This is a genomic window from Mucilaginibacter sp. P2_A5 (assembly GCF_056404995.1).
Genome location: NZ_JBFUCY010000001.1, coordinates 298,068 through 313,499, shown reverse-complemented (window position 1 = coordinate 313,499; position 15,432 = coordinate 298,068). Strand labels below are relative to the sequence as shown.

Sequence of the window (15,432 nt, the reverse complement as noted above, 5' to 3'; positions counted from 1 at the left end):
ATTAGTACAAATAGTGTTCCGCACCCCGTTTTACCAAAAACATAAAACGCTGATTATCAACACCAATGCGTTCCATAGCGTTCCATGCGATCCATGCGTTCCGGTGGAACGCTTTTTGGTATCAAGTAGTCTGTATCAAGACGACAGGGAGAAAGTGCAGATGTCGGTAGAGAATGGTACGCAGTACAAAAATTTATTCTCCTGAATTCGAATCTCACAACTACTCACCACTCACTACTCACTCACCACTCACAATTCACCACTCACCACCTTTAGCTTTATTACTACCTTTGCCCTCAATGGACTACTTTAAAAAGCTGCTCGATCTGCTGAATAAGGAAAAAGAAGAAGATCGCAGCGCCTACCTCAAACTTACCGAAAACACATCTGCCGCCGATCGCCGCGCGCAAGGCCTTACCTGGTACCCTATCGCCATCAGGAATACCGAACCCGGTCGTGGCGATTACATTAGCGTAGAAGTTGAACGCACCACACACCAGGATCTATCGCACCAGCTACGTTTCGGGGTACCGGCCGCGTTATTCAGCAATCACGACCCTCAAAAGGACCGCGTAGAAGGCACCATTACCTACCAGGGCGGTAACAGGCTCAAAATAACTTTATATGCCGAGGAACTGCCCGATTGGGCCCGCGACGGCAAACTGGGCATCGACCTGCTGTTTGATAACAACAGCTACGACGAAATGCTGAAGGCCATTAAACAGGCATCGGCATTAAGCGAAAAAAAGGAAGGCCGGTTGGTAAACATCCTCACCGGCAGTACCTCACCAGTATTTGCCGAACAGTTGCAGCCTTTAAATAGCTCACGATTAAATACTTCACAGTTAACGGCGGTAAATAAAATTATTACTGCCCAGGACCTGGCCATAGTTCACGGCCCGCCTGGAACGGGGAAAACCACTACGCTGGTGCAGGCTATCTGTTTATTGGCCAGGCAAACGCACAAGCAAATTTTAGTAGTGGCACCGAGTAATACCGCGGTCGACCTGTTGAGCGAAAAACTGGCCGACGAAGGTTTAAACGTATTAAGAATAGGCAACCCTAACCGGGTATCTGATAAATTGGTTTCGCTTACGCTGGATAGCAAGATGGCCGAACATGCGGATAATAAACTCATCCGCACGCTGAAAAAACAGGCCAGTACCTATAAGGATATGGCGCACAAGTACAAACGGAGCTTCGGCAAATCGGAACGCGACCAGCGCAAGGCCTTGTTTAACGAGGCTCACAAGATCATGAAGGATGTGGCCCTTACCGAGCAGCACATTATTGACGACCTGGTGAACAAAGCCCAGGTAATTACCGCCACCCTCGTTGGCTCCAACCATTACACCATCCGCGAAGTAAAATTCGAAACGGTGGTAATTGACGAAGCCGGCCAGGCCCTTGAACCCGCCTGCTGGATCCCCATCCTGAAAGCGCAGAAGGTAATTTTAGCCGGCGATCATTTGCAGCTCCCTCCTACCATTAAATCAAATGATGCCGCCCGCGCAGGCCTTAGCACCACCCTCCTCGAAAAATGCGTTGCCCTGCATCCCGAAGCTGTTGTTTTGTTGGATGAGCAATACCGCATGAACGAGGCCATTATGAGCTTTTCGTCCCGGGAGTTTTATGGCAATCAGTTAAAGGCTCATGCTTCGGTAGCAACACGATTATTGTTTAATGGAGACACGCCGGTTACCTTTATTGATACTGCCGGTGCAGGTTTTGAAGAGCAACAAGCCGGAACAAGTACCTATAACCCAGATGAAGCGGTACTGCTATTTAAACATTTAAACCGGCTGGTAAGCGAGATAGACCCCACCGATAAATTTCCGACGATAGCCATCATATCGCCTTATAAAGAACAGATCAGGGTATTAACCGAACAGTTGCAGACCAACCCGGATTTGATGCCTTATATCGACTATATTGCGGTCAACACCATTGATAGCTTCCAGGGGCAGGAACGGGATGTGGTTTACATCAGCCTGGTACGCAGCAATGCCAATGGCGAAATAGGTTTCCTTGCGGATATCCGCCGAATGAACGTAGCCATGACCCGCGCCCGCAAAAAGCTGGTGGTTATTGGCGATAGCGCCACCCTGACCCGTTTAAAATTTTATGCTGATTTTGTGGAATATGCCGAAAAACTGGGCGGCTACCAAAGCGCCTGGGAGTACGCGGGCGATTAAGTGGTTGTCGCATATCGCCCTTAAATAGTCGGTTATGCATATCATCGAAATTAATTACTACGGGTATCTTTATCGCAACAGAAAAAACGATTGATAAACGATGATAAAAATAGGCCGCCCCGATATTAAAGATGCACCTTCCTGGTATCCTTATTTTTTTGATTTAGCCAAAGGCGATGAACTCATAGACGCTTTGGAGGTTAACAAAAGGCAAACAATTGACTTGGCTAAGTCGATCCCGGCATCTGCGGAAGATTATAGCTATGCCGAAGGTAAATGGACCATAAAACAGGTTTTCATTCATCTTGCTGATGACGAGCGTTATTATGCCTACAAAGCTTTTTGCTGCTCGCGGCAGATTGATGCAATACTGGAAATGCCGCAGGGCGATGATTATAATAAGGATTTTAGCGCGCAAAACCGCACCTTAACAGATATAGCCGACGAACTGATAACCATCAGGGAAGCCACCATCAGCCTTTATAAACACATGACCGATGCCATGCTGGATTTCAGATTTGACAAGTTGCCGGTTTATACTGCAAGAAGTGTGGGCTGGATGGTAGTGGGGCACAATGTTCACCATTGTAATATTTTGAGGGAGAGATATTTAAAATAGCAAAAACTTATGTAATGCGAATACCTGTTGTCGCCTAAAAAAGGGGATTACGTCTTTACTTGTGGAGCTATTGTTGGCTTTAGCCGGCGCCTATGATGATGATCTCCATAATGATATTTTTGCTGCTTTAATAAAATAGCGATTATGTAAAGAGCAAACCAAGTTCGCTCTGCAATTTATTAAAATAGCAGGGAACCTCCAGCAATCGGCTGCCATACCAGGAAAACATTTCGCCATCAACTAAAACAACTTTGGCTTTTGGCAGCAACCGTTTAAACTCATCAATATGCTTTTGCTTAAATGGGTATGGCTCGGATGATAAAAATACCACATCGGGGTTTGCTGTAACCAAATCATTAGCAGATACTTCGGGGTATCGTTCTGCTTCAAAAACGTTATTTAGACCGCACATTTGCATCAGGCTATCAATATAGGTTTGCCTGCCTGCAACCATGTATGGTTTTCTCCATATTAAATAGGCTATTTTGATATTTAACGGGTGACAAACAAGTGTATTAAAACGATTCCTGATTTCGTTGCTTAAGGCGTCTGCCTCCAGCTTTTTGCCAACAATTTGGCCAACGCTTTGGATCATGTCGAAAGCTGTTTGCAGGTTATGAATATCACTTATCCAAACAGGGCAAACGTCCATCAGTGCCTCAATCTGGCTTCGTTCGTTCTCCTCTTTATTAGCTATGATCAGTTCCGGCTGCAGGGATTTGATAAGCCCGATATCCAGTTGCTTAGTACCCCCTACCTTTGTTACCACCTTAACTTTTTGTTTTGGATGGATACAGAATTTAGTAACACCTACAATTTCGGCATCCAAGCCTAAATAAAACAAAAGTTCGGTTTGCGAGGGTACTACAGAAACTATACGTTTTGGTATAGCAGGCAGATTAATTACGCGGTTTAACTGGTCGCGAAACTCAGTCATCTTAAAACGCGTTCTTCTCTCCTCTTAAAGCATTCCAGAACGTTAAGAAAACGATCTTCATATCCAACAGGAACGACCAGTTTTCCAGGTACCAAACATCAGCTTCAACGCGTTCAAGCATTGCCTGGGTTGTTTGGGTTTCGCCCCGTAAGCCATTTATTTGTGCCCAGCCGGTAATTCCAGGCTTTAAAAAGTGCCTTACCATAAAGGTGTCTATAAGCTGCGAATATTGTTGTGTGTGGCTAATCATATGCGGCCTTGGGCCCACTACAGACATATTACCCAATATCACATTAAAAAACTGAGGGAGTTCATCAAGACTTGTTTTGCGGATGAAAGCACCCGTTTTGGTAATACGGGCATCGCCCCGGGTTGCTTGTTTCTTGTCAGAATCCTTATTTACCCGCATACTGCGAAACTTATAACACTTAAATGGTTTATTATCCCTTCCTGAGCGTTCCTGCACAAAAAACACCGGGCCCCTTGACTCAAGTTTGATGAGAATAGCCAGAATTGGAAAAAGCCAGCTGAACACAAAGAGAATGATAAATAGCGAAAACAAAACATCAAATAACCGTTTTATAAACCGGTTAAGCATATTTTCCAATGGTTCCGGCCGGACAGATATTACCGGGATATGCCCAAAGCTTTGAATAAAAGTTGGCTTTTTTGCATAGTCATAATACTCCGGGATAAACTTAAACCTGATGAGGTTTTTGTCGGCATCAAGCATCAGCCTTTCAATTGTCGATGCTTCGGAATTGGGCAGCGTACAAAAAATTTCGTCTACTTTGTTATTCAATACGTAGCTGATACAATCATTAGTTCCACCCAAATAAAGATGTTTATCATTTACCATTTCGGGATTATCATCAAAAAAACCCACCAGGTTGTAACCGCGCTCTGGATTTTGTTTAAAGAAACCGTATAAATCGGTCCCTATTCTCCCACCTCCAATGATTATCACCGCCCTGGTGTCTATCAATGATGCCCTGTCGCTTTTGCGTATTGTAAGGAATATAAGTTTCCACAAGCCAAGCAAAAACCCAAATAACGCGAGTGAATAAAAAAGGTATTCGCGTGTAATAAAATACGCCTTTGTGCCTATCAGTATAATTATGGTAAAACAAATAAAGCTTACAAACAGCAGGTAAGTTTTTATAACACCCCGATAAGTTTTAATGGAATCTTTATTTAAAACATGTTCATACAACCCTGTGATATTGGCAGATAACAACCAGATCAAATTAAAAACCAAAACAATGGGCAAATATTTCCGGTTATTTATCCAAAAAATGTATGACCTGTCTTCGATAAAGTAAGAGATTACCATGCTCATATTGAGTATAATATAATCAATGGTAAGGTTCACTGCTTTAATAAAAGTAGCGTATCTGTGAATCATGTATTAGAGCTTGTTGAAGTATATAACACCTGCTAAAATTAGCATATTTATTTATAAATAACAATGTGATAATTGAACGGACAATCAATTACAAATGTGCTATTGCATGCGCGACAAAATTAAAAATTAAGAAATTCATATCAAATCAAATATAAGGTTACCGTAAGTTTTTACAACTATTATATCACAAAAACAAACCCCGATTAAATTATAAACGGCCATCGACTATACTTTTATCCAGTATTCCTTTTATATCATAAATAACTGATGATGGCTTTTTTTTCAACCGGCTATAATCCAGACTGAAAAATTCCCTATGTGATACAGCTACTATAATAGCATCGTACCCACCCGTCAGTTCATCAACTGTCTTAGCAGTTTTAACCCGGTACTCTAATTCAACCTCAGATGGATCTGCCCATGGGTCATAAATCTCGTAACATGCTTCAAACTCGCTTAAAACTTTTACAATATCAATTACCCGGGTATTGCGTACATCGGGGCAGTTTTCTTTAAAAGTAAAACCGAGCACCAGCACATTTGAGTTTTTAACCGGAATTTCTTTTTTTATCATCAGCTTAATAACTTCAAGGGCAACATATGTCCCCATGCCATCATTGAGCCGGCGGCCGGCCAGTATAATCTCGGGATGGTACCCTATCTCCTGCGCTTTTTGGGCAAGATAGTACGGATCAACCCCGGTACAATGGCCGCCAACAAGCCCGGGCTTAAAATTAAGAAAATTCCATTTAGTACCGGCCGCTTCCAAAACAGCATGAGTATCAACACCCATGATCTGAAATATTTTGGCCAGTTCATTTACAAAAGCAATGTTAATATCGCGCTGCGAATTTTCAATTACTTTACAGGCTTCGGCAACTTTTATACTTGGGGCTTTATGGGTCCCTGCGGTAACTATAGTTTGATAAAGATTGTCAATAAAATCGGCAGATTCGGGTGTTGAGCCGGATGTAACCTTCAAAATATTGGTAAGCGTATGTACCTTATCACCAGGATTGATCCGCTCCGGGGAATATCCGGCAAAAAAATCAGCATTAAACTTAAGGTTTGATACCCGTTCAAGTATGGGCACGCATATATCTTCAGTTACTCCAGGATAAACCGTCGATTCATAGATCACCACGTCGCCAGCGTTAAGTACCGAAGCAACCGATTCACTTGCTTTCTTGATTAGGTCAAGATCGGGCCGGTTATGCTGATCTGTGGGTGTAGGTACCGAAATTATATATACGTTACAATCTGCTATATCCTGAATACTGGAGGTAAATACCAATCCGTTGCCATCGCTGTTTCCTAAAACCGATCCTAATACCCCGGCATCAGTTTCCAGCGTACGGTCAAAGGCATTATTTAACTCATTAACCCTGCTTTTTTTAATATCAAATCCTTTTACGGGGAATTTTTTTGCAAACTCAACGGCCAACGGCAATCCCACATACCCCAACCCTATTATCGCAATGCGAATAGTTTCCGGAGCGTTAAATTGTTGCTGGATTTGACTTGACAGATGATCAAACATGTTTAAGCGAGGGTAGATACTTGCAAATATATATTATTTTTTGTGTTGATAAACCATATTATTGACTGTATATCTGGTACACTCCCGTAACAGACCTGTTAGCCGCCGACCCCACCAGCAAGGTGGTAATTTTCTTGTCGATCATCAATTGCTCGGCATAACCCGCAAACTCCTCACCATCAATAATAAGGGGATTAACTGTCATTATTTCTGAAACACCTAAGGTCGAGGTATCGGGATGTTTTAATAAAGCACGTCGCAAATCACCATCGGTAATAATACCTTTAATATTATCTGCCTCGCCAACTATAACCATACCAAGGCGCCCGGCCGACATGTTAAGCAACAACTCTGTAAACGACGCGCCTTCATGTATAAAAGGTAATTTATCGGTACGCATTATATCTTTTACCTTAACCAACAATTTGCGGCCAAGGCTGCCGCCGGGGTGAAAGCGGGCAAAATCATGCTGTTTAAATCCGCGCGACTCCATCAACGCAATGGCAAGCGCATCTCCCATAACCAATGCCGCCGTAGTTGATGATGTTGGCGCCAATTCGAGCGGGCATGCCTCGCGCGCGATTTTTATATTTAAATGATGATGGCTGTTTTTAGCAACAGTAGAATTCACATTACCTGTAACCCCAATTACCAGGTTATTATTCCATTTTAAAAAGGGGATTATACGTAGTACTTCGTCGGTTTCGCCCGAATAGGAAATCAGCATAACTGCATCATTAGGGCCAACCATCCCCAGATCGCCATGGAAAGCCTCACCAGGGTGCAGGAAAAAGCTTGGTGTGCCGGTACTGGCAAGTGTGGCAGCAATTTTTTTCCCTATAAGGCCGGATTTACCGATACCGATAACTACTACCTTACCCGTACAATTTAATACAGCCTCAACGGTTTTGGTAAATTCGTCATCAATTAACTTCACCACATGTTGCAGCGATTCTATCTCGATATCAAAAACTCTTTTGGCAATATCCTTCATTAATGTTATACGTTTTACGTATTAAGTTTTACGTTTTTAATGATAGTTCACGTACTACTTACAACGTAATACGTAAAACCCCGACACTATACAAGCGAACCTATCAAGGCATCCAACTCATGAAGCTTCAGCATATTAGGGCCATCACTAAGTGCGTTATCCGGATCAGGGTGGGTTTCGATAAAATAGCCGTCGGCGCCAAAAGCTTTTGCCGCCAAGGCCATCATGGGCACAAAAGTACGGTCGCCGCCGGTTTTACCGCCTGCGCCACCTGGCCGTTGTACCGAATGCGTACAATCCATACAAACCGGGTGGCCAAAAGCCTTCATGTCATATATGTTCCTGAAATCAACAGCGAGGTTATTGTAACCATACATGTTACCGCGCTCGGTGAGTATTACTTTGGTATTACCGGCCTCCAACACCTTCTGGGCGGGATAAAACATATCAGCCCCCGACAGAAACTGCGCTTTTTTTACATTTACTATTTTACCGGTCTCGGCTGCTGCTACCAAAAGGTCGGTTTGACGGCATAAAAACGCCGGAATTTGCAACACGTCAACCACCTCAGCGGCTATAGCTGCCTGGAAAGGCTCGTGAATATCGGTAATAACAGGCAGCCCGAATTTCTCTTTAACATGCTGAAGCATTTCCATCCCCTTCCCTATGCCCGGGCCACGGTACGAGTGAATGGATGTCCGGTTGGCTTTATCAAACGATGATTTGAAAATCACAGGGACGTTATACTTTTGGCCAACTTCGGCAACCTTTTCGGCAACAGTGTATAACAGTTCCTGGTTTTCCATTACACAGGGGCCTAATATAAAAAACGGCTTCTGCCGCATCTGCTCAAATAACATATTATGTAGGTTATGCGGCAAAGATAATGATAAGCGCGAACTTCACGAATGAAACTGACAGGCACAAATATGCCGGCAGGAATATATCAATTGTTTATAATCTTGAATCTGTTGGGTATCCTAATATGAAATTAGTATCAATTAACATTCGTGAAATTCGACATAATTGGTGAAATTCGTGTTTATATGAATTATTTTGAATTTTATGGCATACCCGAATCATTTAACATTGAACCGGCAAAGCTTAAAAAGAAGTTTTACGAGCTAAGTAAACTGTATCACCCCGATTTTTATGCGGGCGAAGATGAGACAAAACAGCAGGAAATACTGGAACTATCTACCCTAAATAATAAAGCTTACCAGGTGTTAAGCGATCCGGCGCGCAGAATGGAATACATTTTAAAGTTACATGACCTGGTATCTGAGGGGGCAAAACCGCAATTACCGGCAGATTTTTTAATGGAAATGATGGATATTAACGAACGCCTGATGGAAGTTGACAATGCCACAGAATTAGCCTCAATAACATCGGAAGTACTTGCTTTTGAGGCCGATATTAACGAAAGCCTGAATGAACTAACAGCCGGTTATAGCCAACTTGACCATACCGCGCAGGAAGAACGGCGCATAAAAATTGCAAATATTTACTATCGGCAAAAATATCTGTTGCGAATTAAAGAGAGTTTAGATACATTTGCAGCCCGCCTGTAAAAGATCGCAGATCAATAATAACAGAGCATGCCCAGCTGGCGGAATTGGTAGACGCGCTGGTCTCAAACACCTGTGGGAAACCGTGCCGGTTCGACTCCGGCGCTGGGTACGGATAGAAAAATAGACCTATTTAACGAACTGTAAATCAGATAGTTAAATAGGTCTTTTTCGTTAAATTCAACTAAATTCTGTATTTGTATCAATATAGTATTTTTTGGTAAAATACAAATTACTGATAATCAATAGGTTAAAAATACAATAGATTCGACTCCGCTTAGGGGCATTGGCAACCATGAATTTACAATAAACTAATTTACAGCAAGTTACACATTGCATCATTTTAGTCTACAAAGAAATTAAGGTCATTCAATCGTAAAATTGAACCACAATAAACTCATTCATAAGACTATTTACTAATCAGCCATACAGGAAATTTTTAACTTCTAAGGCTTTCCTCCTCTTCCCGTTCTAATTCTTGAAGTATAATTTGCGCAACTATCTCAGCAGCAATAGTTAAGAACTGTTTCTCTTGATCAGAAACAGGCATCCCTTTTATAGGACGACCTCCTAAACGCCTGGCTCGTCGCAATATCGGCTTTTCCATAGTAACAGGTATTTACTTAAACTATAATTACATCCAAATCATTTTGACAGTAAAGACATAAACCTGAACTATACATATAAGTTTGATAGCACAGGCAGAGTTATTACGTTTAACTTGGATTATATCAGCGATGTATCGGGTAATGACCTGTAAAAACCATAACCTCTTGTCTTCTCTTTATCAAAAATAAACATTTGATTACTTTCTGATAACCAATTTGTTTTGTGGTAGTCTGAACGCAGCTATGAAAGAACCAAACGTTACCGGCGATAATCAGAGTTTCAAAGTCTTTAGGTAGCTGCATGCGGTATGGTTAAGCATCTAAAGATGCTATCTCTGATTAGCTAATCAATACTTAGCCTTGTCTCTGACTGAATTTATAATCTCACAGCTTAATTTCTCCCAACCACAACTGCAAAGCATTGATTGTGGCTGATACGCAGCGGTTCGATTACTTCCCCGACGGATTGAGCGTTTCTTTCACTTCTCCGCAGGTCAGCATTTGATTTCCATAGTATGGATTTTCAATAGCCGGTGATTCACTTAGCCAATAGCTTTTTTTCATCGGACAATATTGTCTGTAAACAACAGCTGTGTTCAATTTAAGGCCTTTCACAACCTCAAACATGTTGACCGATAAGCTGGCGAAGTGTTCCCTTTGGTGCGTGATATCTGCACTTTCGGAGATATGCCTGGCGTCAAATTTTAATTTGTCCGCATACTTTGACCAGACGGCCTTTTCTTTAGCGGTTAATTGTGTTGCCGGAAAGGTTGTTAAAGCAGTTATCAACTCTTTCGCTTTGGCATTAACGGCAGTTGCCGTTCCGCTCACCAGCGCATTCTTTACTTCATAATAGGCATTCAGAATACTGCTCGTTTCATTTTTTGTTGCGCTGTAGGCAGTAGCATAGTTTAAGAGAAGTAAGAGAATAGAAAACAAAACAGGTTTTAAGGCTTTCATGATTTTGATATTTGTTAAGTTCATTGCAAACGCAATGTTGTTGATGAAAAGATAAATTAAATTGTATTGCGTACTTTTAAATTTGTAAATAGGGCAGATTAGATTCAATGTTGAGTGCTCATCGTTTAACTCAGTTAATTACTATTGAGATATAACATGCTCAGGTAGCAGGATCAATTTGATAAGATTATGGCCATCTAAGTACCTTCCGGCGATTTGCTTTACATCACTCGGTGTTATGGCGTTTATTAAACCTGTGTTAACATCGGGTTTTGTTAATTTCTCTTCATTTTGAATTTGTCCGGAAATATATCCGAGCCACCATTCGTTAGTGCGAACCTCAGTTTCCCGCAAGCGGAGCATCTCGGAACGCCATTTATTGATGTTGACCTGTTGTGGCCCGTCAGTGATCAGTTTAGTCACTTCATCCAATGTCGAGTGAATTAACTTGTCAACATTTGACGGTGCACAGCCGAAATTCACCATCAGGGAGAAGCGTTCCTGTGGTAATTTGGTAACATTTACAGATGCGCTCGGTGTGTATACGCCGCTTTCTTCCTCGCGTAAGCGTTCCAGCAAGCGTATGGTAAGCACTTCCTTCAGGGCGTCCATGGTATACCGGTTCGACTGGTTGTATTTGAATTTACCGGACCAAACCAATAACACAGTTGCTTTATCTTCCGTGCCTTTAAAAACCTTTTTTTCGTAATTCCCTTCCGGAATGTTGATGTTCAAATCCTTAGCAGGCATTACAGAATCCAACGCCGGTAAGCCGCCGATATATTTTAACAGCAATGGTTGTATCGCATTTACATCAAAATTGCCGACAAAAGTAAATGTACTGCCGGAGGCATTTCCAAAGCGCTCTTTATATATATCGAAAGCTCTATCCAAACTTATCTGATCAATTTTTGAGATACTTGGACCGCTTCTCCGGATATTGTTGTTACCTAATACTGCATAAACCGTATCCTGAAAAACACTGACCGGCGAGTTAGCCCGGTTTTCGAGGCTTGCTTTCGACTTGGCAATCAATCCGGCAAACAGGTCTTTGTCCTTTCTTGGTTGTGTATAGTATGCATACAATAGCTCCAGTGCGTTTTCTAATTCAGCTGAAACTGCGGATCCGCTAACGCCTGTCGTGCGTTCTGACATTTGCATCTGTACCCCAAATTGTTTGCTCGACAAGTAGTTATTCAATTGTATAGGATTATAATTACCTGTGCCGAAAGATGAAATTATGCCGGCCGCATTAGCAGCTGATTCATAATCGCTGTCGCTATACAAGGAGGATCCACCGGGAGTAAAACCATTAAACAGAATCTGATTGTCTTTGAAATCGGTTGGTTTGAGAATAACTTTTACATGGTTAGCAAATTGAATAGTGGTAACGTTTAATAAACTATCGGTGATCAAACTGATGATACGGCCACTCTTTGGTTTAGTTGTAAGTAAAGGTTGTTCAATTACAATGTTTTGGTACTGCGATTGCTTTTCCTGCTCAACCTGGCTCATCCAGATCAGCACCGTTTTTTCATCAGGCAGAATGGCTTTATCCTTATCCGGAGCCATTATTAATATATCCCTATCGTTTGTTTTAATCTGCGTCTTAGCCAGGTTGTTCAGGTCACTTAAATTTATTCCTGGCAAAGATTTTTTGAGCAGCGTATATTCATATTGTATACCCGGGGATGCGGTTTCTTTTAAAAAATGTTGAAGGTATTCATTAACGTAGCTGTCCGAGTTTGTTTTTTTACTTTCCCTGACGGCGGCTTCCATTTTACTCAGGTAATTTTGTTTCGCCCGGTTGAGTTCTCCTTGCGTAAAACCTAATTTCTTTATCCGGTCTGTTTCCCTCCAGATAGCTTTAAGGCCTTTTTCCAATTGCCCCGGGTTCGCATTTACAAAAACAGAAAACTGGTCAAGCCCCCCTAAAAGTTCACCAATACCCATGCCACCGCTTATAAATGGTGGATTAGCCTGGCGCTGCAAATCAGTAATACGCTCATTCATCATAAAGTTGAACAGTTGCCTGATTGTGGATTGCCGAAAATCACCTGCTGATTTCAGTGCAAGGCCCGGATGCTTAATTATTATTTGCATCACGGTTGATGTCATTTCTTTATCTGTGACCGTTAAAAACTGATTTTTACAGGTAAGCGGAATGTTGTACCCGATTCTTGTTCTTTCGTTTTTTGGGTTTTTCAGATCGCTGAACTTTTTCAGGATGCTCTTTTCCATCTCGTTCACATCAACATCGCCCACTACAATTAGCGCCTGCAGATTAGGGCGGTACCAGTCCCTGTAGAACGACCTGATGGTTTCGGGCTTAAACCGTGTAAGTACCGAGTCCGTCCCGATTGGGAGGCGGGATGCGTACCGCGACTGATTAAGTACAACCGGCCAATATTGCCGCTGCATCCTGTCCTGGGCTCCTTTACCCAAACGTTTCTCTTCCAGAATCACCCCTCGTTCTTTATTGATCTCGTCCGAGTCAAGCGTGGCGTCCTGTGCCCAATCCCGCATAATCTGTATACCTTGAGACAGAATCTCAGGATCATCAGACGGCAAGGGCAGCTGGTATACTGTTTCATCAAATGAGGTATAGGCATTCAGATCGGCGCCAAATCGTACACCTGTTTTTTGAAGGTAGTTAACCAAATCACTTTTTGGAAAATGCCTGGTGCCATTAAAGTTCATATGTTCGAGAAAATGCGCCAGCCCCTGCTGTTCATCGCCTTCAAGAATAGACCCGGCTTTGTTGGCCAGGTAGAATACTACCCTGTTCTTAGGTTCTTCGTTATGACGGATGTAATAAGTCAGGCCATTGGCCAATTTACCACTTCTCACCCTGGGATCGAGTGGCAGGGCTCCATCTTTTGGATGGGTTTTGGTGACGTGGGTAACTAACTGACTGTAACCCTTGTCAGTGCAGAGGCAAAAAATCATCAGGCAAGCGACTGCAACCAGCCGTTGACGGTTATTAAATAGTTGTTTCATTTATTAGGGTATATTGAAGATTTGTTTTTATATGAAATAGGTATGGGTTATTGTACCTGACAATTAACTGAAATAATCAAATTAGGCGGTGGCAACTTCTCACCAGAATGTTACCTCTTAGGCTTCCCTCTCTCAATACTCAGGCTCAATAATAATACCTTTCATTTTCAAAATGTTCACACTGTCTTTATGAAATAGTATCGCGTCAAACAACATTCCAGGGTTAGTATAGAGTGCCTGCAATATATAGCGTCTATCTTTTGAAAAATAATAACTTACATATACTCCGGGAAGGTGTTCTGCTGTAAAATTGCCAACAAAATTCAGGTTTCCGTAGCTGGGCTTGGCCTTCCAGGACTCTGCCCGGATATCTGTTTTTCTGAACATCTTCGGTGTCGAATTTGGCACTCGGAAGCGGATACTATCAAAATTTCCATACACAGAAAATGAATCCGTTACCGAACCAGAAAGATGATTATGTATATTCCAAAATGCTTTTCCTGTAAGTTTACCTGTTTCCCCTCTGGGAACTTCTTCCATCGATACATAACGATATCCATCACTGTCGACCTTTTTCTTCGATGCACATGCTGAGAAGATAAATGAGATTGTACCAATTAGACTGATATATTTTTTCAAATTGTTCATATATTAGTTTTTTAACAGACCATCTTGTTTACATTTTACAGTGCTGAAACAGGTAAAGCCCGGTGTATCATCTGAACTTCCCGAAAAGCCGGCACCATTGTAAGTGATTCTCATGGTTCCCGAAAGCGTATAACTATTGTAAACGTTGCCGAATGTTGATACGTTAAAGCCCGGTTCTATTGCTTTTCCGGCTTTATACCTAATTACATCAGCGTCGGTAATAATTTTTACTTGGCCGGTAGTAGAAATGACGCTTTTGCGTATTTCACTTCCCATAGCGACAATATCTACCATGTTCGTATTTCCCTTTGTATGAACTGACTGCAGGTATGCTGGTCCGACTGAAGAAAAGGTACCCCAATGAGTTCCATCAGGGTCTAAATGGGGCGGTGCCCCAACCTGTTCAGCAATTTTAACTAAATGGCCTCGGTCATTCAATGCATTTTTATCAATTACAGCAACAAATGGAATGACCGTTTTTAACCTGTTTCCCCTAACCGTAAATGTCAAATAATTTTCATTAACTGCCCGGATGCCCTTTCGTAAAGTTGTGGCAGCGGGTGAAGCATCTGTAACAGTAGCGTAATCTGCGTCACCTTGGTTTATGTTGGAGGCAAATAAAGTTGTAAAACTGCCAAAGTTTTGCTCTTCATAGCCAGTACCACTAGCGTCCGCGCTTGATGAGTTATTTGCAATCGAAGATTTATTTTTCTGACTGCTTTCGCTTTTTATTTCACTGATCTTATTTGCAAAACTAGCTGAATCAATTATAGCACTACTCATAAGAAACGCAGTCAATTTTAAATGTTCTTCCTTGGTCAATGTTGTACTAATGCCGTTACGCTTTATCGTTTTATCCACATTGATAGTTTTATCTTTTCTTTTGCAGCCAACTATTAAAGCTGAACAGCAGAGTAGAAGCAGCATTATTTTACCTGATGTTTTCATGTGATTAATT

Annotated in this window: 13 protein-coding genes and 1 tRNA gene; 4 read left to right on the top strand and 10 right to left on the bottom strand. The window is 41.9% G+C overall.

The annotated features are described in order from the left end of the window. Positions 1 to 299 precede the first annotated feature (299 nt). A complete protein-coding gene (locus tag AC1DXF_RS01260) occupies positions 300 to 2,195 on the top strand; it encodes an AAA domain-containing protein (RefSeq protein WP_477445291.1) in 1,896 nt (631 codons plus the stop codon). Between the two features lie 100 nt (positions 2,196 to 2,295). Next, on the top strand, positions 2,296 to 2,814 hold the full coding sequence (locus AC1DXF_RS01255; RefSeq protein ID WP_477445289.1) for a DinB family protein: 519 nt from the start codon (positions 2,296 to 2,298) through the stop codon (positions 2,812 to 2,814). A 142-nt stretch (positions 2,815 to 2,956) separates the two neighbouring features. Here the strand turns inward: AC1DXF_RS01255 and AC1DXF_RS01250 are convergent, their stop codons facing one another. The 5 genes from AC1DXF_RS01250 to kdsA form a co-directional block, all read right to left on the bottom strand. Further along, a complete protein-coding gene (locus tag AC1DXF_RS01250) occupies positions 2,957 to 3,751 on the bottom strand; it encodes a helical backbone metal receptor (protein ID WP_477445287.1) in 795 nt (264 codons plus the stop codon). A 1-nt stretch (position 3,752) separates the two neighbouring features. Then, positions 3,753 to 5,156, bottom strand: coding sequence for an undecaprenyl-phosphate glucose phosphotransferase (locus tag AC1DXF_RS01245; protein ID WP_477445285.1), 1,404 nt, complete (start codon positions 5,154 to 5,156; stop codon positions 3,753 to 3,755). 208 nt (positions 5,157 to 5,364) lie between these two features. After that, positions 5,365 to 6,696 carry a nucleotide sugar dehydrogenase gene (locus AC1DXF_RS01240; protein ID WP_477445283.1) on the bottom strand — a complete coding sequence of 444 codons (1,332 nt, stop codon included), beginning with the start codon at positions 6,694 to 6,696 and terminating at the stop codon, positions 5,365 to 5,367. Between the two features lie 58 nt (positions 6,697 to 6,754). Next, positions 6,755 to 7,690 (bottom strand): KpsF/GutQ family sugar-phosphate isomerase, encoded by a 936-nt coding sequence (locus AC1DXF_RS01235; protein WP_477445281.1) that lies wholly within the window; start codon positions 7,688 to 7,690, stop codon positions 6,755 to 6,757. Positions 7,691 to 7,776: 86 nt separating this feature from the next. Continuing rightward, on the bottom strand, positions 7,777 to 8,535 hold the full coding sequence (gene kdsA / locus AC1DXF_RS01230) for a 3-deoxy-8-phosphooctulonate synthase (protein ID WP_477445459.1): 759 nt from the start codon (positions 8,533 to 8,535) through the stop codon (positions 7,777 to 7,779). Between the two features lie 165 nt (positions 8,536 to 8,700). On the opposite strand from kdsA, the gene hscB reads away from it, so the two are divergent. Together hscB and AC1DXF_RS01220 are read left to right on the top strand one after the other, a co-directional pair. Further along, positions 8,701 to 9,261 (top strand): Fe-S protein assembly co-chaperone HscB, encoded by a 561-nt coding sequence (gene hscB / locus AC1DXF_RS01225; protein ID WP_477445279.1) that lies wholly within the window; start codon positions 8,701 to 8,703, stop codon positions 9,259 to 9,261. Between the two features lie 29 nt (positions 9,262 to 9,290). Then, positions 9,291 to 9,370 (top strand) — tRNA-Leu (locus tag AC1DXF_RS01220). 327 nt (positions 9,371 to 9,697) lie between these two features. Here the strand turns inward: AC1DXF_RS01220 and AC1DXF_RS01215 are convergent. From AC1DXF_RS01215 to AC1DXF_RS01195, 5 genes are all read right to left on the bottom strand, one after another. After that, positions 9,698 to 9,865: a hypothetical protein gene (locus AC1DXF_RS01215; protein WP_477445277.1), complete on the bottom strand. Its 168-nt coding sequence runs from the start codon at positions 9,863 to 9,865 to the stop codon at positions 9,698 to 9,700. Positions 9,866 to 10,316: 451 nt separating this feature from the next. Further along, entirely contained in the window at positions 10,317 to 10,826 is a 510-nt protein-coding gene (locus AC1DXF_RS01210; RefSeq protein WP_477445274.1) for a DUF3347 domain-containing protein, read from the bottom strand. Positions 10,827 to 10,967: 141 nt separating this feature from the next. Further along, entirely contained in the window at positions 10,968 to 13,826 is a 2,859-nt protein-coding gene (locus AC1DXF_RS01205) for a M16 family metallopeptidase (protein ID WP_477445272.1), read from the bottom strand. A 132-nt stretch (positions 13,827 to 13,958) separates the two neighbouring features. After that, complete coding sequence (locus tag AC1DXF_RS01200) at positions 13,959 to 14,474, bottom strand: hypothetical protein (protein WP_477445270.1); 516 nt, start codon at positions 14,472 to 14,474, stop codon at positions 13,959 to 13,961. Positions 14,475 to 14,477: 3 nt separating this feature from the next. Then, positions 14,478 to 15,422 (bottom strand): hypothetical protein, encoded by a 945-nt coding sequence (locus AC1DXF_RS01195; protein ID WP_477445268.1) that lies wholly within the window; start codon positions 15,420 to 15,422, stop codon positions 14,478 to 14,480. Positions 15,423 to 15,432 lie beyond the last annotated feature (10 nt).